Source organism: Arthrobacter woluwensis (assembly GCF_900105345.1).
Taxonomy (GTDB): Bacteria; Actinomycetota; Actinomycetes; order Actinomycetales; family Micrococcaceae; genus Arthrobacter_E; species Arthrobacter_E woluwensis.
On the sequence record NZ_FNSN01000003.1, the window covers coordinates 1,649,121 to 1,674,476 of the forward strand.

Consider the following 25,356-nt stretch of genomic DNA (forward strand, 5'->3'; position numbering starts at 1 on the left):
GGAATCATGACTGCGACGGCTCAAGACGTCACCTTCACCATCCAGCGCTCGGAGACCCCGAAGTCCGCTGAGGAACGCGCCGAGATCCTGGCGAACCCGGGATTCGGCAACCACTTCACCGACCACACCGCCGTCGTCGACTACACGGTCGACGCGGACGGCAACGGTTCCTGGCATGACGCCCGCGTCGAGCCCTACGGCCCGATCAGCCTGGACCCCGCGGCCGGCGTGCTGCACTACGGCCAGGAGATCTTCGAAGGCCTCAAGGCGTACCGTCACGCCGACGGTTCCATCTGGACCTTCCGTCCCGACGCCAACGCCCGCCGTCTGAACAAGTCCGCCGAGCGCCTCGCGCTGCCACAGCTTCCCGAAGAGGTCTTCGTCGAGGCGATCAAGCGGCTCGTGGCCGAGGACCAGGACTGGGTCCCGTCCGGCGACGGCGAGGCCCTGTACCTCCGTCCGTTCATGATCGCCACCGAGGCCTTCCTGGGTGTCCGCCCGGCGCGTGAGGTGTCCTTCCGCGTCATCGCGTCCCCGGCCGGCAACTACTTCGGCGGCGAGCTGAAGCCCGTCTCCATCTGGATCTCCCGCCAGTACGCCCGTGCGGGACGCGGCGGCACCGGTGCGGCCAAGTGCGGCGGCAACTACGCCGCGTCGCTGATCGCCCAGATGGAAGCCGAGTCGCACGGCTGCAAGCAGGTGCTCTTCCTGGACCCGTTCAATGACAACGCGGTCGAAGAGCTCGGCGGCATGAACGTCTTCTTCGTCCTCAAGGACGGCTCCCTGGTGACCCCCGCCCTCAGCGGCACCATCCTCGAAGGCGTCACCCGATCCTCGATCATCACCGTGGCCCGCGAAATGGGCCGCGAAGTGGTCGAGCGCAAGATCACCCTGGATGAGTGGCGCGACGGCGTGGCCTCCGGCGAGATCGCCGAAGTGTTCGCCTGCGGCACGGCCGCGGTCATCACCCCGATCGGCCTGCTCAAGGACGAGACCGAGAGCATCGGCAGCGAGGACGCCAAGGCCGGCGAGGTCACCATGGCCATCCGCGAACGCCTGCTCGGGATCCAGACCGGCAAGGTCGAGGACACGCACGGCTGGCTGACCCGCCTGGCCTGAGCCCGTTCTTCCCGGCCCTCCCTCTGAGGGCCTCCCGTGGCCGCCCCCGGTGACGCATCGCGTCGCTGGGCGGCCACAGCCGTTTCTGGCAAGCTGTCCTCATGCCCGACACCACTCCTGACGCCGTATCGCCCGTGTCTGAACCGCAGACGGGGTCTCCCGCCCCCGGCCGGCCCTCGCCCGCCGAGGTGCCTCTGCCCGCCGAGCTGCTGTCCGGTGTCCTGACCGACGCCGGTCCCGGCTTCCGGGTGCTGCTCGCCCCGAACCCCGGGCCCATGAGCCTGCGCGGCACGCAGAGTTACGTGATCGGGCCGGACGGCGCGTGCGTGGTCGTTGATCCCGGGCCTGAGGACGAGACTCATCTGGCAGCGCTGGCCGCCCTCCGGCCGGTGCTGATCCTGGTCACGCACCGCCACGCGGACCACACGGCGGGCATCGACCGGCTGCGGGAAATGACCGGCGCTCCCGTGCGGGCCGCGTCCCCGGACTTCTGCCGAGCCGCAGGACCGTTGCTGGACGGGGAGACGTTGCGAGTGGGTGACCTGGAGATCCGCGTGATCGCGACGCCGGGCCACACCTCCGATTCGCTCTGCTTCCATGTGCTGGGTGTCCGGGCGCCCGGCGAGGACGGGGGACAGGAGGGCGGCGGCCTCCTGAGTGGCGACACGATCCTCGGCGCCGGCACCACGATGCTGGACCACCCGGACGGCACGGTCGCCGACTACCTCGCCAGCCTCGGGAAGCTGGCCGCCCTCGCGGAGGACGCCGGGGCTCCGGTGACCCTGTTCCCGGCCCACGGCGGGCTGGGCGGGGACCTCGGCGTCGTCGTGCGGGAGTACCGCGAGCACCGCCTCTCCCGGCTCGGCGAGGTGCGCCGCGCTGTCGCCGCCGTGGGCGACGACGTCGACGCGGTCACCGCCGCCGTCTATCCGGACGTGCCGGACGGCGTGAGGCGTGCCGCGCGCCTGAGCGTCGAGGCGCAGCTGAGGTACCTGCGGGACTCCCGCGACGACTAGGCGCGGGTGACGACGAGCGACACGTTCTGCCCGCCGAAGCCGAAGGAGTTGCTCAGCACCGCGGCCTGCGGAGTGTCGCGCCGTTCGAGGGCGACGTCCAGGTCGATGCCGGGGTCCACCGTGTCCGGAGAGAGGTTCCGGGTGGGCGGGACGACCCCGTGTTCCACGCTCAGGACCGCCAGGAGTGCCTCGATCGCGCCCGCGGCGCCGAACAGATGGCCCAGCGCGGCTTTCGGTGCCGTGACCGTGGCCCGGCCGAAGACCTCGCGGATGGCCTCGGCCTCGCCGGAATCGCCCACCGGTGTCCCGGTCGCATGAGCGTTGACGTGGGAGATGTCCTCGGGGCGCAGTCCCGCCTGGGCGAGGGCCTTGCGCATGGCGGCGGTCTGCCCCGAACCGTCCGGAGCCGGGGCCGTGATGTGGTGTGCGTCGGAGGTGATGCCCGCCCCGGCCAGGACCGCGTGAACGGCCGCCCCACGGCGTCGCGCATGCTCGGCGCTCTCCAGGACGACGACGGCGGCGCCTTCCGAGAGCACGAAGCCCCGCCGGTCGGCGGCGAACGGCCGGGAGGCTGAGGCGGCGTCCTCGCCGGGCTGCGCGAGGGCGCGGGTCTGCGCGAACCCGGCGACGGTGATCGGCGCGATCGCGGCCTCGGTTCCTCCCGCGATCACCACGTCCGCCTCCCCGGACCTGATGAGCCGGGCCCCGAGCGCGATGGCCTCGGCTCCCGACGAGCAGGCCGACACCGGGGTGTATGCGCCGCCGCGGGCGCCGTACTCGATGCTGATGGTCGCGGCCGCGGCATTGGGCATGAGCATGGGGATCGTCCGTGGGGAGACGCGGCGCTGCCCCGAGGTCTCCAGCACGTCGTCCTGCTCGAGCAGCGTGGTCACCCCGCCGATGCCCGTGCCGATGGCGACGGCGAAACGGTCCGGGTCGACGTCGGGCATCCCGGCGTCCACCCACGCCTCCGCCGTGGCCACGAGGGCCGCTTGCTGGGAGCGGTCGAGCCGCTTGGCCTGGACAGGGTCCAGCAGGGTGGCAGGATCGACCGCCATCCGGCCCGCGACCTGCCGGGCGAGCTCCGCGACACCGGTGCCGGGGAGCGAGACGACGCCCAGCCCCGAGCCACCGGCGAGCAGGGCGGCCCAGGTCGTGGGAACGTCCGGGCCCAGGGGAGTGATGGCGCCGAGGCCGGTGATGACCACTGCGGAGGATTCCATGGGATCGCCTTTCTTGTATGTGATACAACAATGTTTAAAGTTGTATCACATACAATTCAAGGATGATCGCGGAACGAAGCACGGCCACCGCCGTACCCTCGACGGGAGGGGAGCGCGGCCGCGCCACCCGGAATCGGCTCACGGCCGCCGCCGCCCGGCTCTGCTCCGAGCGGCGGAGCCTCGACGTGAGCGTGGCGGAGATCGCCCGGGAGGCGGGGGTCTTCCCGAACCAGGTCACGTATCACTTCGGTTCCAAGGACTCCCTGCTGCTCCACGCAGCCTTCCTGGTGCTGCTGCACGAGACGCGGCGGGTCGAACGCATCGGACGGCAGGCGCACGACGCCGAAGCGTTCCGGCGCAACATCTCTCGTGCCGTGCTCGCTCTTCCCGCGCTTCCCCTCGTGGCGAAAGCCCTCGCGACCGGGGTCGCCAAGCCGGAACTCGCTCCCGTGGTCGATCATCATCTGCACCTGCTGTTCCGTCAGTCGGAGCGGTTCCTGCGGCAGCAGATCGACGGCCGGGGGTGGGCGACGGCGCGGCCCCTCGAGGCCGAGGCCCGCACCTTCTGGAGCACGGCGCTGGGGGCGGCGCTCCTCTCCCGTGCCGGCGCCGACGGCACGGCCGATGATCTGGACCTGGCCGGAGTGCTCACCGTCCGGGACGAGGCTGACCCGCTCGGCTGAGGCGCCGGACTGAGACCGCGTTCTGCGCCCGGAATCGGTTTCCGCGCCCCAATTGAGGCGCGCTCTGCGAATCAGGGCGCAGAACCATGGGGGAGGCGCTCGTCGGGGGCCCCTCGCGCCCTAGCGTCTAGTGCGCTCCCCGAACTCGCTGCGCTCGTCCGGGGCCCTCGCGCCCTAGCGTCCAGGGCGCTCCCAACGCTCGCAAGCTCGCGTCGGGCCCCTCGCGCCCTAGACTTAGCACCATGCGTATCGCCCGTTTCGTCCTTGACTCCGAACCCCAGTACGGCATCGTCGACGGCCCCGCCGGGTCCGAGACCGTGACCGTCATCCACGGCGACCCGTTCTTCAACGGTGTCGAGCGGACCGGAACCACCCACCCGCTCGTCGACGTCCGCCTCGTGGCCCCGATCATCCCGCGCAGCAAGGTGGTGGGTGTCGGCCGCAACTACGCCGAACACGCCGCTGAGCTGGGCAATGAGGTCCCCGAGGAGCCGCTGCTCTTCTTCAAGCCCAACACGTCCGTGATCGGCCCGGGTGAGCCGGTCTTCCTGCCCGAATTCAGCGACGAGATCTCCTTCGAAGGCGAACTCGCCGTCGTGATCGGCCGTATCTGCAAGGACGTCCCGGTGGAGCGCGCCGACGAGGTCATCTTCGGGTACACCTGCTCCAACGACCTCACCGCCCGCGACGTGCAGCGCCGTGAGAAGCAGTGGGCGCGCGCCAAGGGCTTCGACGGCTCCGCGCCCCTGGGACCGTGGATCGAGACCGAGCTGGACACCGAGTCGCTCGGCCTGCGCACGCTCGTCAACGGCGAGGTCAAGCAGGACGGGAACACCGCGGACATGGTCTGGGGTGTCAAGGAACTCGTCGCCGAGGTGTCCCGCGCGTTCACCCTCCTGCCCGGCGATGTCATCCTCACGGGCACCCCGGCCGGCGTCGGGCTGCTGAACGAGGGGGACCGGGTCTCCGTGGAGATCGAGGGCATCGGGACGCTGACCAACCCGGTGGTGCGGCGCTAGGCGGCCCACCCGAGCCTCCCGGACGGCCTGTCCGGGCGCGACGGCGCGTGGCGGCGGAAGCCGCTCCGCGCCGTCGCGCTGTCCGGACTGAGCCGGGGCGTCCGTGGATGCTCTCGGGAAGTCGTAAAGTTAGAACCACTATGACTACCGCTGAACGCCTTGGCTCCGATATCCCCAGCGTCGATGACACCACGCCTGTCCGCGTGCGCTTCTGCCCGTCTCCCACGGGCACCCCGCACGTCGGCCTGATCCGCACCGCCCTGTTCAACTGGGCCTATGCCCGCCACACCGGCGGCAAGATGATCTTCCGCATCGAGGACACGGATCAGCAGCGCGACTCGGAGGAGAGCTACCAGCAGCTCCTCGAGGCCCTGGCCTGGCTCGGCATCACCTGGGATGAAGGCGTCGTGACCGGTGGCCCGCACGAACCGTACCGCCAGTCGCAGCGCGGCGAGATCTACCAGGACGTCATCGCCAAGCTGGTCGCCGGCGGGCACGTTTACGAGTCCTACTCCACCCCGGAGGAGATCGAGGCCCGGCACCGTGCCGCAGGCCGCGACCCGAAGCTCGGCTACGACGGCTTCGACCGCGAGCTGAGCGAGGAGCAGGTGGCGGCGTTCAAGGCGGAGGGCCGTGAGCCCGTGCTGCGCCTGCGCATGCCGGACGAGGACCTCACCTTCACCGACCTGGTGCGCGGCGAGATCACCTTCAAGGCCGGATCCGTGCCGGACTTCGTGGTGGTCCGCGCCAACGGCCAGCCCCTCTACACCCTGGTGAACCCGGTGGATGACGCGCTCATGGGCGTGACGCACGTGCTCCGCGGCGAGGACCTGCTGTCCTCCACGCCGCGTCAGATCGCGCTCTACCGCGCGCTGTTCGCCATCGGTGTCGCCGAGTACATGCCGCTCTTCGGCCACCTGCCGTACGTCATGGGCGAGGGCAACAAGAAGCTCTCCAAGCGCGACCCGCAGTCCAGCCTCTTCCTGCAGCGCGACCGCGGCTTCATCCCGGAGGGCCTGCTGAACTACCTGGCCCTGCTCGGCTGGTCGCTGTCCGCCGACGAGGACATCTTCACGGTGGACCAGCTCGTGGCGAACTTCGACATCCACGACGTCCTGGCCAACCCGGCGCGCTTCGATCAGAAGAAGGCGGACGCCATCAACGGCACCCACATCCGTCTGCTCGGCGCCGAGGACTTCCGCAACCGCCTGGTGCCGTACCTGCGCGCCGCGGGCCTGGTGGGGGAGACCCTTACCGGCCGCGAGGAGGAGATCCTCACCGAGGCCGCGCCGCTGGTCCAGGAGCGCATCACCCTGCTGGGCGAGGCCCCGGAGATGCTCGCCTTCCTCTTCAAGGCCGACGACGCGATCGACGTCGCGGATGACGCGCTGAAGGGTATGCCGGAGAACGCCGGAGAGGCCCTGGACGCCGCGGTCGACGCCCTGGACGCCTTGGAGGACTGGAACGCCCAGACCATCCAGGAGGCCCTGCGAGGCGCTCTGGTGGACGGCCTGGGACTCAAGCCCCGCCTGGCCTTCGGTCCGGTCCGCACGGCCCTCTCCGGCCGCCGGATCTCGCCGCCGCTGTTCGAGTCGATGGTGATCCTGGGGAAGGACTCCTCCCTGGCCCGTCTCCGCGCCTTCCGCGCCACCCGCTGAGGCCGGCCATGGTCCCCACGGGAGTCCTGTTCGACATCGATGACACCCTCGTGGACCTGGCCTCCGCCATGACCCGCGCCCTGGGCGGCAGCCTCCTCGAGGTTCTGCCGCCCGGGGCACTGGCGTCTCTGGGGCTGGGTTCCGGCGTGCCCGCCGCGGACGGCGCGGGACTTTCCGCGCACGACGTCGAGGCCCGCCGTCGCTGGCTGGCGTTCAGTGAGCACTTCGTGCAGGACGTCACGGGCGCCTACGACGACTACCTCACCGGCCGCCTGGACTTCCGGTCCATGCGGATCCTGCGGCTGCACCGGGCGGCGGAACCGCTTGCCCTGACGGTCGACGACGAGCTGGCCCTGCGCTGGGTCGCCCGGTTCGCCGAGCTCGCCGAGTCCGGGGTGACCCCGTTCCCGGACGTGCTCCCCGTGCTCGATCTCCTCGACGCGCACGGTATCCCGTATGGGGCTGTCAGCAACAACGTGGAGGCGTTTCAGCGGGCCAAGCTGGGCTACGCCGGGCTGTCCCGCATCACCGTGGTGGTGGGGACCGACACCCTCGGCGTGACCAAGCCCGACCCTGCCATCTTCCACGAGGGTGCCCGCCGGCTGGGCGTGGCGCCAGGGGACTGCTGGTACGTCGGGGACAACCCGGTGGTGGATCACGACGGCGCCGTGGCCGCCGGGCTGAAGGGCGTGTACCTGGATCGCGGCATCCCTGGGAGCGGCAGCTCCGGGAACTCTCCCGTGCCCGGATTCGTACGGCCTGCCGGGGAGCGCCTGACCATCCGGTCCTTGTCCGAGGTGCCGGCCCTGATCGAGCTGAACGACCCGGCGCAGGAGTCCCTGAGCGTCGGTGACGCGGTGTGATCCACCGCTCCGGCCGCCGATTTGTCAGCGGCCAGGCGAGCAGGTAAAGTAATTACTCGTGCTGAGGGGCACGGTGAACCGCAGGGGGAACCGGCGAATGCCCTGAGATGCCGATGGGATATGGTGTAATTGGCAACACTACGGTTTCTGGTACCGTCATTCTAGGTTCGAGTCCTGGTATCCCAGCGCAGGTTTTCCTTCGGGAAAACAGCCGGAAGGTCGAGTTTTCTCTGATCCTCCGAAAAGTACTGGCCCCATCGTATAGCGGCCTAGTACGCCGCCCTCTCACGGCGGTAACGCGGGTTCGAATCCCGCTGGGGTCACGAAATCCATTCACGCGGCATGCCGGGTGGATGGTCTTCACGTCTGTTCGCAGGCGACAATCGGTGCGGCGTTGTTCTCCGGAACAAGAGCCGTAAGTGCTCGGCCCCATCGTATAGCGGCCTAGTACGCCGCCCTCTCACGGCGGTAACGCGGGTTCGAATCCCGCTGGGGTCACCACGAAGAATCCCCGGTCCACATGGGCCGGGGATTCTTGCGTTTAAGCCTGGCCGTTCGCCGAGTTCGGGGGTTCGGTTGCCTGTTCCACTCGCCCGTTTCGTGAGTTCGGGGGTTCGTTCCGAGAACAGGGGCTGCAGGCACCGCGCTCGGAACGAACCCCCGAACTCGACAGATGGGAGCCTGGGCGTGGGCGGCGCGACCGGGGCGCGGCTCTCAGGCGAGGGCGGCCTGGACCTTGAGGAGCGTCCGGAGGTTCCGGGTGGTGGTGTAGGGCTTGTAGGCGGCCCGTGCCATGAGCTTGGAGACGGGTGCGTCCGTGCTGGACCCCACGGCCACCTGGGTCGCGATGGCGCCTGGCGTCAGGCGGACGATGCCCGTGGGGCCCAGGGCCGAGGCGGCCTCGATCAGGGAGTCCAGAACTTGAGGGTCGCTGGCCAGGGTGACGTAGGAGTGCTGCTCGGGATCGTCGGCCGGATACGGGGTGGCCTCGACGATCCGGTCGATCTCGTCGCGGTCTGTGACGATCACCCAGGCGTCATAGCCGAACCGGGCCCGCAGGGCGTCCTCGCAGGCCTTCTTTACGGCTTCAGGCCCGGAATCCGAGTCCAGGATCACGTTGCCTGTGGCCAGCAGCGTCTTCACGTTCCGGAACGGCCCCTCGCTCAGGCAGGCTTTGAGGTCCGCCATCCGGATGTTGATCCCTCCCACGTTGATCCCGCGGAGGAAGACGGCGTAGCGGTGCGGCTCGGTCATGACCTCAACCGTGCCTCAGTCGTTGCCTTTGCGCAATGCTTCGGTGAGCAGGCGCCCGGCGTTGCAGACGACCTCGGCGTGCATCCGGCCCGGCTGGCGCGTGAGGCGTTCGATCGGTCCGGAAATCGAGACGGCGGCGATCACACGACCGGACGGGCCGCGGACGGGGGCCGAGACGGAGGCGACCCCCGGCTCGCGCTCGCCGAGGCTCTGAGCCCAGCCGCGGCGTCGTACGCCGGCAAGGACGGTCGGGGTGAAGCGGGCGTTCTGCAGGCCCTCCAGCAGACGGTCGTGGTCCTCCCAGGCGAGCAGCACCTGGGCGGCGGAGCCGGCCTTCATGGACAGCTGGGTGCCCACGGGGATGGTGTCCCGCAGGCCGACCGGGCGCTCGGCGGAGGCGACGCACACGCGCCATTCGCCCTGGCGGCGGAAGATCTGGGCGGATTCGCCGGTGGCGTCCCGCAACTGGAGGAGCACCGGGCCGGCGGAGGCGATCAGGCGGTCCTCGCCGGCGGCGGAGGCCAGCTCGACGAGGCGGCTGCCGAGCACGAAGCGGCCCTGCATGTCGCGGCTCACCAGGCGGTGATGCACGAGGGCGAGGGCGAGCCGGTGCACCGTGGGACGTGCGAGTCCGGTGGCAGCGACCAGCTGTGCCAGGGTGGTCGGTCCGGCCTCGAGAGCGTCGAGAACCTGAGCCGCTTTGTCGATGACGCCGACGCCACTTGAAGTGTCCATACAATGATATTGCCGTCTCAATATCTGAGATGCAAATCATTTCGCTGGCACTCTCCGGTGCAGGCTGGAACAGTTGAAATACAGCATCAGCACACCGCGGGGCCACCGGCCCGCGCAATGAAGGGAGAAGGCCATGCCGAAGACACTGGCCGAGAAGGTCTGGGACGCGCACATCGTGCGTAAAGGCGAGGGCGAAGGAGTCAACGCCCAGCCCGATCTCCTCTTCATCGACCTTCACCTGGTGCACGAGGTGACCTCTCCGCAGGCCTTCGAAGGCCTGCGCCTGGCGGGCCGTCCGCTGCGCCGCCCGGACCTGACGATCGCCACCGAAGATCACAACACCCCGACGATCGACATCGACAAGCCGATCCCGGATCCCACCAGCCGCACCCAGATCGAGACGCTGCGCGCCAACTGCAAGGAGTTCGGTGTCCGTCTGCACTCCCTGGGCGACAAGGAACAGGGCATCGTCCACGTCGTCGGCCCGCAGCTCGGTCTGACGCAGCCCGGCATGACCGTGGTGTGCGGCGACTCCCACACCTCCACGCACGGCGCGTTCGGCGCGCTGGCCATGGGCATCGGCACCTCCGAGGTCGAGCACGTCATGGCCACCCAGACGCTGTCTCTGAAGCCGTTCAAGACCATGGCCATCAACGTGGAGGGCACCCTGAAGCCGGGCGTCTCCTCAAAGGACATCATCCTGGCGGTCATCGCCAAGATCGGCACGGGCGGCGGACAGGGCTACGTCCTGGAATACCGCGGCTCCGCCATCCGGGCGCTGTCCATGGAAGCCCGCATGACCATCTGCAACATGTCCATCGAGGCCGGCGCCCGCGCCGGCATGGTGGCGCCGGACCAGACCACCTACGAATTCATGAAGGGCCGCCCGCACGCCCCCGAAGGCGCCGACTGGGACGCCGCCGTCGAGTACTGGAACACCCTGCACACCGATGAGGGCGCCGTCTTCGACGAGGAGGTGTTCCTGGACGCCGACACCCTCGAGCCGTTCGTCACCTGGGGCACCAACCCGGGCCAGGGCGTGTCCCTCTCGCAGACCGTCCCGGACCCCGAGTCCTTCGGCGACGAGAACCAGAAGGCCGCCGCACGCCGCGCCCTGGAGTACATGGACCTGGAAGCCGGCACCCCGATGAAGGACATCCGGGTGGACACGGTCTTCCTCGGCTCCTGCACCAACTCACGCCTGGAGGACCTGCAGGCCGCCGCGGACGTCATCCGTGGCCGTCGCAAGGATCCCAACGTCCGCATGATGGTGGTCCCCGGTTCCGCCCGCGTCCGTCTGGAGGCGGAGGCGATCGGCCTGGACAAGGTCTTCAAGGAGTTCGGCGCCGAGTGGCGCTTCGCGGGCTGCTCGATGTGCCTCGGCATGAACCCGGACCAACTGGCCCCGGGTGAGCGCTGCGCCTCCACCTCCAACCGCAACTTCGAAGGCCGCCAGGGCAAGGGCGGGCGCACGCACCTGGTCTCGCCCGTGGTGGCCGCCGCCACCGCGGTCCGCGGGACGCTGAGCTCCCCGTCGGATCTGGAACCCCTGGCCCAGGACGCCGCCGGCGCTGCCGCCGCCTGAGCCCGCCGCGACACGAATTCCCAGGAGCAAACGATGGAAAAATTCACCACCCACACCGGGATCGGCGTCCCGCTGCGTCAGAGCAACGTCGACACGGACCAGATCATCCCCGCCGTCTACCTCAAGCGCATCACCCGGACGGGCTTCGAAGACGCCCTGTTCGCCGGCTGGCGCAAGGATGAGAACTTCATCCTGAACCGGGAGCCCTTCAACCGCGGGTCCGTGCTGGTGGCCGGCCCCGACTTCGGCACCGGCTCCTCGCGCGAACACGCGGTCTGGGCGCTCAAGGACTACGGTTTCAAGGCCGTGCTGTCCTCCCGTTTCGCCGACATCTTCCGCGGCAACTCCGGTAAGCAGGGCCTCCTGGCCGCCGTGCTGGAGCAGGACGACATCGAACTGATCTGGAAGGTCCTGGAGAACGCTCCGGGCACCGAGGTGCGCGTGGACCTGGAGTCCAAGGTCGTCGAGTGCGGCAACGTCGTGGCGCCGTTCCAGATCGACGACTACACCCGCTGGCGTCTGCTGGAAGGCTTGGACGACATCGGGCTGACCCTGCAGCACGAAGAGGACATCACCGCCTATGAGGCGACGCGCCCGTCCTTCAAGCCGAAGACGCTCCCCGCCAAAAGCTGAGCGGCAGAGCGCTGAGCGGCCGCGTGCTGGTCGGCCGCACGGCCGGCCAGGCCTGACGTGCCACACGACGACGGCGGCCCCTCCCGCGGGAGGGGCCGCCGTCGTCGTGCGGAGGGAGCGTCAGCCGGTGCGCGGCTGGTCAGGCCCGCAGCCAGGCGGTGGTCGCGCCCGGGAGGGAGTGTCCCTCGAGAGGGCCGCTGCTCAGCAGGACCTCGCCCTCCGGGAGTGTGGCCGGGGCGTCGCCGAAGTTCGTCACGCTGATCCAGCCGCCGGGACGCCGGAAGGCGAGCACCGAGGGCTCCTCCGTGGGCAGCCATTCGAGATCCTCGGCGCCCTGGAGCTCGGCGCGAAGAGCCAGGGCCTTGCGGTAGAAGTTCAGCGTGGAGTCCTCGTCCGCTTCCTCCGCTTGCACCGAGTGCTCCGCGAACCACTGGGGCTGGGGCAGGTGCGAACCGCCCGCCCCGAAGCCGAAGGACGATCCGGACGACGTCCAGGGCAGGGGCACACGGCAGCCGTCGCGGCCGATCTCCACACCGGGGTTCCGGAAGAACGACGGGTCCTGCCGCTCGGCGTCCGGGATCTGGCCGACCTCCTGGAGGCCGAGTTCCTCGCCCTGGTACAGATAGGACGAGCCCGGCAGGGCGAGCATGAGCTGGGTCGCGGCGCGGGCGCGGCGCAGGCCGAGGGCGGCGTCCACGACGGCCGGGTCACCGCCGTCGAGCAGCCAGGACTTGCCGGCGTTCGCCATGATGGCGCCCGAATCCGCCGGGCCGGACTCGGGCAGCCCGTAGCGCGTGGCGTGCCGGACCACGTCGTGGTTGGAGAAGACCCACGTGGAGGAGGCGCCGCTCGCCGCAGCCTCGGCGAGGTTCTTCGTGATGATCTCGCGGAAGTCCTCGGCCCGGAAGTCGGCCTGGAGCAGGTCGAAATTGAACGCCTGGCCGAGGCCCTCCGGGCTCGCGTACCGGGCGCGGCGGTCCGGGTGCACCCAGGCCTCGGCCACGGCGGTGCGGGCGGGGGAATACTCGTTGAAGACCGCGCGCCACTCGGCGTAGATCTCGTGCACCGCGTCGCGGTCCCAGAACGGGTGGGAGCCGTCCACGAACCCGTCCGTCCCGGTGTTCAGCGCCTGGAGGTCCGCCTTGGACGGCATCGGCTCGGAGAAGTCCTTGACCATCCCATGCGCCACGTCCACGCGGAAACCGTCGACGCCGCGGTCGGACCAGAAGCGCAGGGTCTTGAGGAAGTCCTCGCGCACCTCCGGGTTGTCCCAGTTGAAGTCCGGCTGTTCCTTGGCGAACAGGTGGAAGTACCACTGGCCCGGGGTGCCGTCCGGTTCGGTGATGCGCTCCCACGCGGGTCCGCCGAAGACCGAATCCCAGTCGGACGGCGGCAGCTCGCCGTGCTCGCCTTTGCCGTCGCGGAAGATGTACCGGTTGCGGGCGGGGGAGCCGGGCTCCGAGGTCAGCGCTTCCCGGAACCACTCGTGACGGTCCGAGGAGTGGTTCGGCACGATGTCGACGATGAGGCGGATGCCGGCCGCGTGGAGGGCGGTGACCATGTCGTCGAAGTCGGCGAGGGTCCCGAGCCGGGGATCGACGTCGCGGTAGTCGTCCACGTCGTAGCCGCCGTCGGCCAGGGCTGAGGGGTAGAAGGGGCTCAGCCAGACGGCGTCGATCCCCAGCTCGCGGAGGTAGCCGACCTTGGAGGTGATGCCGGGCAGATCGCCGATGCCGTCACCATCGGCGTCGGCGAAGCTGCGCGGGTAGATCTGATAGACGGCCGCCTGGCGCCACCACTCGGGGTCGCTCAGGTGATCGGCGTCGCGGTGCTGTGCCTCGGGTGCGGTGGTGCTCACAATGCTCCTTGTGGGAAGGTCGGGGGTGTTCCCGGCCCAGGGGATCGCCTGAGCCGGGAACGGGATCGAAGGCGGTCAGGCCGAGGCCGCTGCGTCCGGGACGCGCAGCCACGCGGTCGCGGAGCCGGGCAGCAGGCCGTTCTCCACGGGCGCGCTGGCGAGCAGCAGTTCCCCGACGGGCAGCTCCACGGGTTCCTGGCCGAAGTTGGTGATCGTCAGCCAGCCGCCGGGACGGGTGAAGCCGAGTGCCGTGCCGGGCGTCTCCACCCAGTCCAGTGTCTCTGCGCCCTGCAGCGTGCTGCGCAGGCGCAGAGCCGTGCGGTACAGATGGAGGGTCGACGCCGGGTCCGACTCTTCGGCCTCCACCGAGTATGCGCCGAACCACTCCGGCTGGGGCAGATGGGCGCCGCCCGGACCGAAGCCGAAGGACGGTTCGGACGATGTCCAGGGGAGTGGCACGCGGCAGCCGTCGCGCCCCAGACCGTCGTAGGACCAGGCAGGCTGATGCACCGAGCGGTGGTAGGCCGGGTCCTGCCGCGCCTCGGCGGGCAGGTCGCCGACCTCCTGCAGGCCGAGCTCCTCTCCCTGGTAGAGGTAGGTGCTCCCGGGCAGGGCCAGGAGGAAGAGCGTCGCGGCGCGGGCCCGGGCGAGGCCGAGCGCGGGATCGACGCCATCGGCCGGCGCCCCGGCGATCATCCACTCGATGCCCTGCTTCACGCCCTTGCGATCGCCCAGCGGCGGCAGACCGTAGCGGGTGGCGTGCCGGGTGACGTCGTGGTTGGAGAGCACCCAGGTGGAGGACGAGCCGGTGGTCGCCGACTGGGCGAGGTTCTCCGTGACGATCCGCCGGAACGCCTCCGGGTCGAAGTCCGCGGTCAGGAGATCGAAGTTGAAGGCCTGGCCCAGACCGTCCGGCGAGGCGTACTTCGCACGGCGCACCGGCGAGTCCACCCACGCCTCGGCGACCGCCGTGCGGGGCGGGTCGTACTCGTTGAACACGGCGCGCCAGTCCGCGTAGATCTCGTGCACCTCGTCCCGGTCCATGAGCGGGTGCGTGCCCGAGTCGCGGTCCAGGGCGTCCAGTTCCGCCCGGCTGGGGAGCGTCTCCGGAAGGTCCTTCACCAGGAGGTTCGCCACGTCCACGCGGAACCCGTCGACCCCGCGGTCGGACCAGAAGCGCAGGGTCTTCAGGAAGTCCTCCCGGACTTCGGGATTGTCCCAGTTGAAGTCCGGCTGTTCCTTCGCGAAGGTGTGCAGGTACCACTGGCCGGGAGTGCCGTCCGGTTCGGTGATGCGCTCCCAGGCGGGTCCGCCGAACACGGAGTCCCAGTCCGACGGCGGGATCTCCCCGTGCTCACCCAGCCCGTCGCGGAAGATGTACCGCTCCCGGGCCGCGGAGCCGCAGGGCGAGACCAGGGCCTCCCGGAACCATGCGTGCTCGTCCGAGGAGTGGTTCGGCACGATGTCCACGATGACGCGGATGCCCGCCGCGTGCAGGGCGGTCACCATCTCGTCGAACTCGGCGAGTGTGCCGATCCGCGGGTCGACGTCGCGGTAGTCCGCCACGTCGTAGCCGCCGTCCGCGAGAGCCGAGGGGTAGAAGGGACTGAGCCACACGGCGTCGATCCCCAGCTCAGCCAGGTACGGGACACGGGAGATGATGCCTCGCAGATCGCCGATGCCGTCGCCGTTGGCGTCCGCGAAGGAGCGGGGGTAGATCTGGTAGACGGCGGCCTGACGCCACCAGGTGGCCTCGGGAAGAAGGACGGGTTCTGCTGCCATGGGGATTCCTCGGAGAAGTCGGTGTGACGGATGCGGCGGAGCGGGCGTCAGCCCTTGACGGCGCCCTGGGTGACGCCCGCCATGACCCAGCGCTGCGTGAACAGGTAGGCGACGATCGCGGGGGCCATCGCCATGAGGTAGGACGCGAAGGACACGTTGTAGTTATTGCTGAATTGAGTCTGGAACAGGTTCTGCCGAACCGGAAGGGTCTGCAGCGCCGGATCCGAGATGATGAGGGACGGCATCATGAAGTCGTTCCAGGCGTACAGGAACGCGAAGATGCCCACCGTGGCGCTCATGGGGGCGAGCAGCGGGAAGATGATGCGCCAGAACGTCACCCAGGTGCTCGCCCCGTCGATCCGGGCGCTCTCCTCGAGCTCGAGCGGGATCGATCGGAGGAAGGCGGTGAACAGCAGCACGCTGAAGCTCAGCTGGAACATGCTGGCCAGCAGGATGACACCGAGCGGGTTGTCCAGGTGCAGGAGCCCGGTGAGCTGGATCTGCGGCAGCGCCACCACCGGGAACGGGATGAACATCGCGGCCAGCAGGTAGTAGAACGAGTAACGGAACACCTTGCGGTCCCAGTTGCGCACGATCGCGTACGACGTGAACGCCGAGAGCACGATGGTGAGCAGCACGGTGCCGGCCGTCACCAGGAGGCTGACGCCTGCCCCGACGGGGAAGCTCGTCAGGTTCCAGGCCTGCACGAAGCCGTCGACCGAGAAGGGCGCGGGCAGGGAGAAGGCGTTGCCGTCCACGGCCTGCGCCCCGGTCTTGAACGCCATCGAGAGGGTGACGTAGAGCGGCAGGAGCACGGTGACCGCGCAGAGCAGGAGCAGGACGGTGGCGGGCCAGTTGACCCGCTCCATGCGGACGCGGGGCGTGCGGACACGGTCCTTGCCGCGCTCGCCGTCGGTGGCGTGGGTCTCGGGGGTGAGAAGCGTCTGCGTCGACATCAGAGTGCGTTCCTTCCGCGGGTCAGCGAGAGCTGGAGCAGGGAGATGAGGACCGCGACGACGAAGAAGATCGTCGCGTTGGCCATCTGGTAGCCGTAGTCGCCGCCGTTGAAACCGGCGATGATGCTCATGGCGATGCTGCGGGTCGAGGTGCCTGGCCCGCCGTCGGTGAGGCCCTTGATGATGTCGTAGGCGTTCAGGAATCCCTTGAAGCCGAGGATGACGTTGATGACCACGTAGCCGGCCACGAGCGGCATGGTCACCCGCAGGAGCTGCTGCGTCTTGCTCGCCCCGTCCAGATCGGCCGCTTCGTAGACGTCGCCCGGGACCGAGAGGAGTCCGGCGATGTAGATGAGCAGCGTGCCGGGGATGGCCTGCCAGGCGGTGACGGCCACGATCGCCACCCAGGCGAGGTCCGGATTGGCGAGCAGGCTCGTCTGCAGCCAGGTCACGCCCGTGGCCGAGCCGACGGCGGGCAGCGAGTTCGAGAACAGGAAGTTGAAGACGTACGCGATGATGATGCCGGAGATGACCATCGGGATCACGAAGACGGTGCGGAGCCCGGTCTTGAACCGGATGCGGGCCGTGAGCCCGATCGCCAGGAGGAAGGCGATCACGTTGACCACGAGGACGGTCACGATCGAGAAGCCGAACGTGAACAGGTAACTCTGGAGGATGGCCGGGTCGCTGAACAAGGCGATGTAGTTGGTCAGGCCGTTGAAGCTCCAGTCGCCGACGCCGATGGAGTCGGTGAAGCTGAACGTGATGCCGATGATGCCGGGCACTGTGATGGCCAGGGTGAACAGGACGAGGCTCGGCAGCAGGAAGAGCCAGTAGACGGGTTCGACGCGACGGCGGCCGCGCCGGACCGTGCGCCCCGCGGCGCTGGTGGAGGTGCTCATTTCGTCTTCTCCTTCGGGGCCGGCGCCCGGAACGCGAGGCGCGCCCAGTCGGCGTCGAGGGTGCGCAGGGTGGCTTCGGGCTGGGCGCCGAGGGCGATCGCCTGGGCGTAGTTGAAGACCGGGATGGTCTTCGGGATGAGGACCGAGGGGCCCTGGTAGACCTTGCCCTGGTCGACGTAGGGGATCATCCCGGCGACCCGGGGATCCTTCGGCGGCGCGGCGCCCTTGAGCGGGGTGAAACCCAGCTGGGAGTCGTTGTACGCCTGGATGTGCTCGGGCTTGTAGAGGTAGTCCAGGAACGCCCGGGCGGCCTCCTGGTGCTTCGAGGCCTGGGGCACCATGGCGGCGAGGTCCAGATTGACCCGCACGGCCAGGTCCTTCTCGTCGTTCGTCATCGGCAGCGGGAAGGTGCCGAGCTCCAGATCGGGCGCCGTCTTGGCGATCTCGCTGAACGCCCACGGCCCTTGCAGGTACATGGCCGCCTTGCCCTGCGCGAAGGCGAGGTTGCCGTCGCCGTAGGTCTGGCTGGAGGCGTTCTTGTTGGTGTATTTCAGGAGCTGCTGCATCCGGGCCATCGGCGCGGCGAAGGCCTGGGAGAAGGACGTCTTCGACGTCGTGCCCACCGTGTCGCCTTCGGCGGCGAGGCGCTGGTAGAAGTCCACGACATCGAGCGAGCCGCCCACGGCGTAGTCGAACCAGCCTTGGCCGACCGTCCAGTTGTCCATGATGGTGGCCTGGAACGGCGTGACGCCGGCGGTCTTGAGGGCCTCGCAGGCGGCGAGGAGCTGGTCCCAGGTCTTCGGCACGGCGATGCCATGGGCGGCGAAGATCTTCTTGTCGTAGATGACCGAGGACGCCATGACGGAGTAGGGGAGTGCGCTCTGCCGTCCCTCGCAGTGGCCGTACTGATCAAGCAGGGGCTGGTAGTCCTCGCGGATCTGCCCCGCGGCGGCCGTGCCGCTCAGATCGCTGAGCGCGCAGCGGTCGATGAACCGTGAGACCTCGGTGTTGTAGTTCGCCAGCATCAGATCCGGCGGGTTCCCGCGGACGAAACTCGCCGAGACCACGTCGACGCCGGAGGTGTCCAGCACGACGCGCGTCTTGTCCTGCGAGGCGTTGTACTCGTTCACCATCTTGGTCATGAAGGGAATCGCTTCGCGCTTGCTGAACGTGAAACGGATGGTCTCCGTCCCGCCGTCGCTCGCACACCCTGAGAGCAGGCCGCCCAGCAGGGCGAGGCTCAACGCCAGCCCCGCCGCGCGCTTGGCCCGTGTCGGTTTCACAGACACCGTTGTCCTTTCGTCGTGCGGTGCTCGGACCGCAGGCGCCGGGCGGGAAGTCCTTCTGAAAGTTGCCGGGCGAGTTTAGATAGGAGGTAAATTTATAACCCATCAGCAGTATAAGCGTGATCCGTCTCACGCCGTCAAGCGCTGCCGGGCCATGTTTCGCCGCCTCGTTTCATGAGCTAGATTTCAGTGCAGGCCCGCCGACGGGCCTCGCAGGCAGAAGGAGTGTGGGGCGTCGATGATGAGCGAGACCGCGCCTTCGACCCAGGTGGTGCGCAGGATCAACGCGCGGGCCATGCTCCAGGCCATGCGCGGAGCCGGGGTCCTCACCGGGACCGAGCTCATGGCGGGAACCGGTCTGTCCCGTGCCACCGTCATCTCGATCTGCGATGAACTCGTGCGGCTCGGCTGGCTCCGGGAGCTGGAGAACCAGCGGGACGCGGGCGACTACGTCAAGGGGCGGCCTGCACGTCGTTTCGTGTTCGACGACCGCGCCGCGAGCGTGCTCGGCATCGACATCGGCGCCCACAAGATCACCGCCATCGTCGCCGACATGGCCGGCACGCCCCTGTCCCAGGTGACCCTCCCGTTCCGCGCCGACAACATCGCCGCCGACGAACGGGCCGACGTCCTGGACCGCCTCGCCGCGCAGGCGCTCGCCGACGCGGGCATCACCGCGGACTCCGTGCTCGCGGTCGCGGTCGGCGTGGCCGCTCCCGTCGGCCGGGACGGGAACGTCCTCACTGTGCAGGAGTTCTGGCGGTCCTTCGACGTCCGGGCGATCGTCTCCGAACGCCACGGCTGGCACGTGCTTCTCGAGAACGACGCCAATCTCGCCGCGCTCGCGGAACGCTGGATCGGCGTCGCGCGGGGCATCGACAACCTCGCCGTCATGCTCGCCGGGGACCGTCTCGGGTCCGGTGTGCTCGAATCCGGCCGCCTCCTGCACGGGCAGCTCGGCGGCTTCGGCGAACTCGGCTACCTGGAACACCTCGACGGGGTCGGCGACACGCACGGCATCGCGCATCACGTGGCGGAGTGGGCGCGGGAGGCGCTCGACGACGGCGAGGACACCGCCCTGCGTGCCCTCTGCGGCGGGGATCCCTCCGCCCTGAGCGCGGAAATGGTGTTCTCGGCCGCGGCGGACGGCGACGCGACCGCCGTCGGGATCCTCGACAGGGTGGCCCGGCGGATGGCCCGCGTCATCGGTGCGCTGAGCACCATGGTGAACCCGGAGGCCGTGGTCATCGCGGGCGCCGTGGCCGAGTCGGCGGGGGTCCTGCTGCCGGGCATCGAGCGGGAGCTGCCGCGCTACACCCACACCCCGCCCCGGGTGCTCGCCTCCTCGCTGGGGGAGGGCGTCGTGTCCCTCGGAGCCGTCCGCCACGCCCTCGATTACGTCGAGGAGAACGCGCTGGACGTGTACCCTGCGTCGCTGCGCGCGGGCTCGTCGGAGCGCGCCTGACCCACGCCGGGGCAGGCGCGCGGGGTCCCGCCCGTGCGCCGTCGGGGCTCTATGCTTGATGAGGAGCTGGGACCCAGCTCCGAACGTAGAAGTGCGAGGGCAGATGTCGATGAGTAGTGTGCTGACCATCCGGGGCGGGGTTCCGCTCAGTGGCAAGGTTTCCGTGCGGGGCGCCAAGAACCTGGTGCCCAAGGCGATGGTCGCGGCACTGCTCGGCAGCGAGCCCTCCGTGCTCCGCAACGTCCCGGAGATCAAGGACGTCGAGGTCGTCACCAGCCTGCTCCAGCTGCACGGCGTGACGGTGGTGAAGGACCCGGTGACCGGGGACCTGAGCCTGGACCCGGCAAACGCCCGGAACGCCTCGCACACCGAGATCGACGCGCACGCCGGTGACTCCCGCATCCCGATCCTGCTCTGCGGACCGCTCATCCACGCGATCGGCGCGGCCTTCATCCCGGACCTGGGCGGCTGCCGCATCGGCGACCGGCCCATCGACTTCCACCTGGCCGTGCTCCGCAAGTTCGGCGCCGTGGTGGAGAAGACCGGCAACGGCATCCACCTCTCCGCGCCGGAAGGCCTCAAGGGCGCCAAGATCACCCTCGACTACCCGAGCGTCGGCGCCACCGAGCAGGTCCTGCTCTCCGCCACCCGCGCCGAGGGCATCACCGAGCTGCGGGGCGCCGCCATGGAGCCCGAGGTGGTGGACCTCATCGCGGTGCTCCAGAAGATGGGCGCCATCATCAGCATCCAGACGGACCGGACGATCCGGATCGAAGGCGTCTCCGAGCTGCGCGGCTACGATCACCGAGCACTCCCGGACCGCAACGAGACGGCCTCCTGGGCCTCCGCCGCGCTCGTGACCCAGGGCGACATCTTCGTCGAGGGCGCCGCTCAGCACGACATGATGACCTTCCTGAACACCTACCGGAAGGTGGGCGGCGGCATGGACATCATGGACGAGGGCATCCGCTTCTACCACCCCGGCGGCAAGCTGAACCCGCTCGTGCTCGAGACCGATGTGCACCCCGGATTCATGACCGACTGGCAGCAGCCTCTCGTCGTGGCCCTGACCCAGGCGGACGGTGTCTCGATCGTGCACGAGACCGTCTATGAGAACCGCTTCGGCTTCACCCAGGCCCTCACCCGCATGGGCGCGAGCATCCAGCTGCACCGTGAATGCCTCGGCAGTGTGCCGTGCCGCTTCGGGCAGCGGAACTTCCTGCACTCGGCCGTCATCTCCGGCTCCACGCCGCTCGTGGGACGGGACATCGACGTCCCGGATCTGCGGGGCGGCTTCAGCCACCTGATCGCGGCCTTCGCCGCCACGGGCGTCTCCCGCGTCACCGGCACCGAGGTGATCCAGCGCGGTTACGAGCGTTTTACCGAGAAGATCGCCGGGCTCGGCGCCGATTTCGAACTCACCGGAGCGTAGAACCGCATGGGCAAGACCGAGACGACTCAGCACGGCATGAAGGAGAGCCTGGGGACCCGGGCCACCTTCGCCTTCCTGGCCGGTGTGCTCCGGCCTCTCATGAACCTGGTGCTCTCCAAGCGCTGGGAAGGCCTGGAGAACCTGCCCGAGGGTGGCTTCATCGCCGCGCCCAACCACGTCACGGAGATCGACCCGGTCGTCGTGGGCCACATGCTCTACAACGCCAAGCGCCCGCCGCACTTCCTGGCCAAGGCGAGCCTGTTCAAGATCCCGGTGTTCGGACGCCTGTTGCACAGTTCGCGGCAGATCCCGGTGGAGCGGACCACCGCGGGAGCGAACAATTCGCTCAAGGTGGCCCAGGAAGTCGTGGACGCCGGCGGCTCGATCATCATCTACCCGGAGGGCACCCTCACGAGGGATCCCGATCTGTGGCCCATGAAGGGGCACACGGGCGCGGCCCGGCTGGCCCTGCAGACCGGGGCGCCCGTCGTCCCGATCGGTCACTGGGGCGCCCAGGAACTGTTCCCGCGCTACGCCAAGAAGCTTCACCTCTTCCCGCGGAAGCGGGTGCGCGTGGTCGTCGGACGCCCGGTGGACCTGGAGGACCTGCGGGGCAAGCCGATGACCAAGACCGTGCTCACCGAGGCCACGACCCGCATCATGGATGCCGTGACCGCGCTGGTCGCGGAGCTCCGCCAGGAGCCGGCGCCGGCCGAGCGCTGGGATCCGGCCGCCCACGGGCAGGGCGCCACGGGCCGGCTGGATCCGACGGGCACCGTTAAGGAGCCGAAGAACGACGACGGCGGCGCCGCGTGAGCGCTCGCGACACCGTCACCGCACCGGGAGAGGCAGCTGTGGAGAAGATCGCCGTCATGGGCGCCGGTTCCTGGGGGACCACTTTCGCGAAGGTCCTGGGCGACGCCGCCCTCGCAGCGGGCGAGCCCCGGGACATCGTGCTCTGGGCCCGGCGTGCCGAGGCCGCGGAGGAGATCAACCGTGAGCACCGCAACAGCCGCTACCTGCAGCAGATCCCGCTGCCGGACGCGGTGCGTGCCACGGACAGTGCCGTCGAGGCCCTGCGGGACGCCGCCGTCGTCGTGCTGGCCGTCCCTGCCCAGTCCCTGCGCGAGCAGCTGCGCGCCTGGAAGGACGCCGTCGCGCCGGGGGCGCTCGTGGTTTCGCTCATGAAGGGGCTGGAACGCGGCACGGATGAGCGCATGAGCGAGGTGATCGCCCAGGAGTGGGGGACGCCCGCGTCCCAGATCCTGGTGCTCTCCGGCCCGAATCTGGCCATGGAGATCGCCCGGGAGGAACCAACGGCCTCCGTGGTGGCATGCGCGGACGAGGCCATGGCGCAGCGCGTCGCGGAACTCTGCACCGCGCCGTACTTCCGCCCGTACATGAGTTCGGACGTGGTCGGGGTGGAGATCGGCGGGATCGTCAAGAACGTCATCGCGCTGGCCGTCGGCATCTGCGAGGGCCGCGACATGGGGGACAACACCAAGGCCTCCGTCATCACCCGTGGCCTCGCCGAGACCACCCGACTGGCGCTGGCGCTGGGCGGCGAAGCCCACACCCTGGCCGGTCTGGCGGGTCTGGGCGACCTCGTGGCGACCTGCGCGTCGCCCCTCTCCCGCAACCACACCGCGGGCAAACTGCTCGGCCAGGGCCTGACCCTGGACGAGGTGGTGGAACGCATGACGCAGACGGCGGAGGGCGTGAAGTCCGCCGACGCCGTGCAGGAACTGGCGGCGCGGCATGGCGTCGAGATGCCGATCACCGCAGCGGTGGTGGCGGTGCTCGCCGGTAAGCTGGCTGTCGAGGATCTCGGCCCGCTGCTCCTGAACCGCTCCTTGAAGTCCGAGGACGGCTACTGAGCCGGCCGCCCGCACCACTGATCCGCATCACGAATCAACCGCACCACCGACGACCTGCATCACCGACGACCTGAACGGAACCACTCACTGTGACTGACGCCCGGAAGCCCCGCATCGCCGTCCTCTTCGGAGGACGCTCCAGTGAGCACGCCGTCAGCTGTGTCACCGCAGCGGGCGTCCTGGGAGCCATCGACCGGGACAAGTACGACGTGATCCCGATCGGCATCGCCAAGACGGGCCAGTGGGTGCTGCCCGAGGGCGATCTGGATCAGTGGTCGCTCACGGCGGACGCCCTGCCCGAAGTCACTCCGGGGGAGGCCACCGTGGCGCTGGCCGAGATCGGGGGCGAGCACCAGCTGATCGTGGCGGCGCCGGACCAGGTGCCGACCGAGCTGGGTCAGGTGGACGTGGTCTTCCCGCTCCTGCACGGACCCTTCGGCGAGGACGGAACGGTCCAGGGCCTGCTGGAGCTCAGCGACACCCGCTACGTGGGCGCCGGCGTGCTGGCCTCGGCCATCGGCATGGACAAGCACTTCATGAAGGTGGTCTTCGAGGCCGCCGGGCTGAAGGTCGGCCCCTACATCGCCGTGACCGACCGCCAGTGGCTCCGTGATCCCGCCGGGGTGCGCCGTCAGGTGGAGGAGCTGGGGTTCCCCGTCTTCGTCAAGCCCGCACGTGCCGGCTCCAGCATGGGCATCTCCAAGGTGGACCGCGTGGAGGATCTGGACGCAGCCATCGAGGAGGCCCGCAGGCATGATCCGAAGCTCGTGATCGAGGCCGGGATCGTGGGCCGGGAGATCGAGTGCGCCGTGCTGGAAGGCCGGGGCACCGACGAGCCTCGCGCCTCGCTGCCCGCCGAGATCGCCGTGGCCGTGGGGGAACACTCCTTCTACGACTTCCAGGCCAAGTACGTGGACAACGCCGCGTCGCTCAGCTGCCCTGCGGACCTGCCGGAGGAGGCCATCGCCGAGGTCCGGAAGCTCGCGGGCGTCGCCTTCGACGCGATCGGGGCCGAGGGACTGAGCCGTGTGGACTTCTTCTACACCCCGGACGGCGAGTTCATCATCAACGAGATCAACACGCTGCCCGGCTTCACCCCCAAGAGCATGTACCCGCAGATGTGGGCCGCCACGGGCCTGAGCTACACCGAGCTGATCGACGAGCTCATCCACCTGGCGCTGCACCGCAAGACCGGGCTGCGCTGAGCCGATTGCGCTGAGCCGACTGAGCTGCGCGACGTGCGCTGAGCGGGTTCAGCTGAGCGGGCTCATCTGAGCCAGGCACACGGAAGGCCCCCACCGTTCGCGGTGGGGGCCTTCGCCGTCGGTGCGGTCTTCCCGTAGTGGGCGACCGCCTACTTGCCGCTACCAGGGAGGTTCTGCAGATCCTCCTGGCCCACGCACTTCTTAGTCGCCTTGATCTTGCTGGCGGGCGCCGAGAGATCGGCCAGCACCGTGGCGGAGGAGATCTTCCCCGGGTCCAGAAGCACCTCCACGGCGGGTGTCCGGCCGAACGTCGTCAGGGTGTAGATCGGGTTGCCCTTCTCGCCCTCCTTGATGACCCAGTCCACGCCGTTGACGGTGGCGCAGCGGTCCTTCGTGGGGCCGGGCGGGGTGACGCCGCAGCGCAGGATCACCAGGGACGGGTCGCCCCACGCGGCCGTGGCCTGGGCATTGGTCTTCCGCAGCGCCGCATCACCGATCTTGTCCGGAAGCGCCACCATCATGGGGGCGCAATCCGGGTTGGCCGCATCCTTGGCCGGGGTGACGTCGACGGCGGGTGAACAGGCGCTGAGGGCGAACACGGACGCCAGCGAGAGGGCCAGCACGGCGGCCGGTTTCGGGAGCTTCCGCGCCGCGGACCGCGGGGCAGGACGGGTGACACGCATGGCACCAGCCTACCGAGCTTCGCTGGGAGGTCCTCCCAGGAGGCCATGACAGGGCTGCTCGACCGGCACGTCCGCCGGACCGTGTTGCACCGGCCTGCCCACGCCGGATGACAGGTCCTCGC

Annotated in this window: 22 protein-coding genes and 3 tRNA genes; 16 read left to right on the forward strand and 9 right to left on the reverse strand. The window is 69.4% G+C overall.

Annotated elements, in window-relative coordinates:
• Positions 1–6 precede the first annotated feature (6 nt).
• Both BLV63_RS08160 and BLV63_RS08165 read left to right on the forward strand, forming a co-directional pair.
• Complete coding sequence (locus tag BLV63_RS08160; protein ID WP_066210804.1) at positions 7–1,119, forward strand: branched-chain amino acid aminotransferase; 1,113 nt, start codon at positions 7–9, stop codon at positions 1,117–1,119.
• Between the two features lie 134 nt (positions 1,120–1,253).
• On the forward strand, positions 1,254–2,135 hold the full coding sequence (locus BLV63_RS08165) for an MBL fold metallo-hydrolase (protein WP_306306583.1): 882 nt from the start codon (positions 1,254–1,256) through the stop codon (positions 2,133–2,135).
• On the opposite strand, the gene BLV63_RS08170 is transcribed toward BLV63_RS08165, so the two are convergent.
• Positions 2,132–3,358 carry a beta-ketoacyl-[acyl-carrier-protein] synthase family protein gene (locus tag BLV63_RS08170; RefSeq protein ID WP_066210801.1) on the reverse strand — a complete coding sequence of 409 codons (1,227 nt, stop codon included), beginning with the start codon at positions 3,356–3,358 and terminating at the stop codon, positions 2,132–2,134. The two genes, BLV63_RS08165 and BLV63_RS08170, sit on opposite strands and share 4 nt — an antisense overlap.
• A 62-nt stretch (positions 3,359–3,420) precedes the next feature.
• Here BLV63_RS08170 and BLV63_RS08175 point away from each other — a divergent pair, with 62 nt between their 5' ends.
• The 7 genes from BLV63_RS08175 to BLV63_RS08205 all read left to right on the forward strand — a co-directional run bounded on the left by BLV63_RS08175 (position 3,421) and on the right by BLV63_RS08205 (position 8,082).
• On the forward strand, positions 3,421–4,041 hold the full coding sequence (locus tag BLV63_RS08175) for a TetR/AcrR family transcriptional regulator (RefSeq protein WP_066210799.1): 621 nt from the start codon (positions 3,421–3,423) through the stop codon (positions 4,039–4,041).
• A gap of 242 nt (positions 4,042–4,283) precedes the next feature.
• Positions 4,284–5,060 carry a fumarylacetoacetate hydrolase family protein gene (locus tag BLV63_RS08180; RefSeq protein ID WP_066210797.1) on the forward strand — a complete coding sequence of 259 codons (777 nt, stop codon included), beginning with the start codon at positions 4,284–4,286 and terminating at the stop codon, positions 5,058–5,060.
• A 140-nt stretch (positions 5,061–5,200) separates the two neighbouring features.
• Positions 5,201–6,718: a glutamate--tRNA ligase gene (gltX, locus tag BLV63_RS08185; RefSeq protein WP_066210795.1), complete on the forward strand. Its 1,518-nt coding sequence runs from the start codon at positions 5,201–5,203 to the stop codon at positions 6,716–6,718.
• A gap of 8 nt (positions 6,719–6,726) precedes the next feature.
• Positions 6,727–7,581, forward strand: a complete 855-nt coding sequence (locus tag BLV63_RS08190) for an HAD family hydrolase (protein WP_066210791.1) — start codon at positions 6,727–6,729, stop codon at positions 7,579–7,581.
• Between the two features lie 114 nt (positions 7,582–7,695).
• Positions 7,696–7,767: transfer RNA gene (locus BLV63_RS08195), tRNA-Gln, on the forward strand.
• A 64-nt stretch (positions 7,768–7,831) separates the two neighbouring features.
• Positions 7,832–7,904: transfer RNA gene (locus tag BLV63_RS08200), tRNA-Glu, on the forward strand.
• A gap of 102 nt (positions 7,905–8,006) precedes the next feature.
• Positions 8,007–8,082 (forward strand) — tRNA-Glu (locus BLV63_RS08205).
• Between the two features lie 213 nt (positions 8,083–8,295).
• Here the strand turns inward: BLV63_RS08205 and BLV63_RS08210 are convergent.
• Together BLV63_RS08210 and BLV63_RS08215 are read right to left on the reverse strand one after the other, a co-directional pair.
• Complete coding sequence (locus BLV63_RS08210; RefSeq protein WP_066210789.1) at positions 8,296–8,835, reverse strand: DUF1697 domain-containing protein; 540 nt, start codon at positions 8,833–8,835, stop codon at positions 8,296–8,298.
• Between the two features lie 15 nt (positions 8,836–8,850).
• Positions 8,851–9,570 carry an IclR family transcriptional regulator gene (locus tag BLV63_RS08215; protein ID WP_066210786.1) on the reverse strand — a complete coding sequence of 240 codons (720 nt, stop codon included), beginning with the start codon at positions 9,568–9,570 and terminating at the stop codon, positions 8,851–8,853.
• 133 nt (positions 9,571–9,703) lie between these two features.
• Between BLV63_RS08215 and leuC the strand changes: the two genes are divergently transcribed.
• Positions 9,704–11,155 (forward strand): 3-isopropylmalate dehydratase large subunit, encoded by a 1,452-nt coding sequence (leuC, locus tag BLV63_RS08220; RefSeq protein WP_066210784.1) that lies wholly within the window; start codon positions 9,704–9,706, stop codon positions 11,153–11,155.
• A gap of 33 nt (positions 11,156–11,188) precedes the next feature.
• Positions 11,189–11,788, forward strand: coding sequence for a 3-isopropylmalate dehydratase small subunit (gene leuD, locus BLV63_RS08225; protein ID WP_066210783.1), 600 nt, complete (start codon positions 11,189–11,191; stop codon positions 11,786–11,788).
• A 139-nt stretch (positions 11,789–11,927) separates the two neighbouring features.
• On the opposite strand, the gene BLV63_RS08230 is transcribed toward leuD, so the two are convergent.
• From BLV63_RS08230 to BLV63_RS08250, 5 genes are all read right to left on the reverse strand, one after another.
• Entirely contained in the window at positions 11,928–13,646 is a 1,719-nt protein-coding gene (locus tag BLV63_RS08230) for a glycoside hydrolase family 13 protein (protein WP_066210780.1), read from the reverse strand.
• 75 nt (positions 13,647–13,721) lie between these two features.
• Positions 13,722–15,428: a glycoside hydrolase family 13 protein gene (locus BLV63_RS08235; protein ID WP_066210777.1), complete on the reverse strand. Its 1,707-nt coding sequence runs from the start codon at positions 15,426–15,428 to the stop codon at positions 13,722–13,724.
• A gap of 47 nt (positions 15,429–15,475) precedes the next feature.
• Positions 15,476–16,384, reverse strand: coding sequence for a carbohydrate ABC transporter permease (locus BLV63_RS08240; protein WP_066210775.1), 909 nt, complete (start codon positions 16,382–16,384; stop codon positions 15,476–15,478).
• Positions 16,384–17,286 (reverse strand): carbohydrate ABC transporter permease, encoded by a 903-nt coding sequence (locus BLV63_RS08245; protein WP_066210773.1) that lies wholly within the window; start codon positions 17,284–17,286, stop codon positions 16,384–16,386. The genes BLV63_RS08240 and BLV63_RS08245 overlap by 1 nt, the downstream gene beginning before the upstream one ends.
• Positions 17,283–18,575, reverse strand: coding sequence for an ABC transporter substrate-binding protein (locus BLV63_RS08250; RefSeq protein WP_066210771.1), 1,293 nt, complete (start codon positions 18,573–18,575; stop codon positions 17,283–17,285). Before BLV63_RS08250 ends, BLV63_RS08245 begins: the two co-directional genes overlap by 4 nt.
• Positions 18,576–18,810: 235 nt before the next feature.
• Here BLV63_RS08250 and BLV63_RS08255 point away from each other — a divergent pair, with 235 nt between their 5' ends.
• The 5 genes from BLV63_RS08255 to BLV63_RS08275 all read left to right on the forward strand — a co-directional run bounded on the left by BLV63_RS08255 (position 18,811) and on the right by BLV63_RS08275 (position 24,551).
• Positions 18,811–20,037 carry an ROK family protein gene (locus BLV63_RS08255; protein WP_066210769.1) on the forward strand — a complete coding sequence of 409 codons (1,227 nt, stop codon included), beginning with the start codon at positions 18,811–18,813 and terminating at the stop codon, positions 20,035–20,037.
• A 109-nt stretch (positions 20,038–20,146) separates the two neighbouring features.
• Positions 20,147–21,469 carry a UDP-N-acetylglucosamine 1-carboxyvinyltransferase gene (gene murA, locus BLV63_RS08260; RefSeq protein WP_066211909.1) on the forward strand — a complete coding sequence of 441 codons (1,323 nt, stop codon included), beginning with the start codon at positions 20,147–20,149 and terminating at the stop codon, positions 21,467–21,469.
• Positions 21,470–21,505: 36 nt separating this feature from the next.
• Complete coding sequence (locus tag BLV63_RS08265) at positions 21,506–22,285, forward strand: lysophospholipid acyltransferase family protein (RefSeq protein ID WP_066211907.1); 780 nt, start codon at positions 21,506–21,508, stop codon at positions 22,283–22,285.
• Positions 22,282–23,346, forward strand: a complete 1,065-nt coding sequence (locus tag BLV63_RS08270; protein ID WP_066210767.1) for an NAD(P)H-dependent glycerol-3-phosphate dehydrogenase — start codon at positions 22,282–22,284, stop codon at positions 23,344–23,346. Before BLV63_RS08265 ends, BLV63_RS08270 begins: the two co-directional genes overlap by 4 nt.
• 89 nt (positions 23,347–23,435) lie before the next feature.
• Positions 23,436–24,551, forward strand: a complete 1,116-nt coding sequence (locus BLV63_RS08275) for a D-alanine--D-alanine ligase family protein (RefSeq protein ID WP_066210765.1) — start codon at positions 23,436–23,438, stop codon at positions 24,549–24,551.
• Positions 24,552–24,700: 149 nt separating this feature from the next.
• Here BLV63_RS08275 and BLV63_RS08280 read toward each other — a convergent pair whose 3' ends face one another.
• Positions 24,701–25,234 (reverse strand): DUF3515 domain-containing protein, encoded by a 534-nt coding sequence (locus BLV63_RS08280; RefSeq protein WP_066210763.1) that lies wholly within the window; start codon positions 25,232–25,234, stop codon positions 24,701–24,703.
• Positions 25,235–25,356 lie beyond the last annotated feature (122 nt).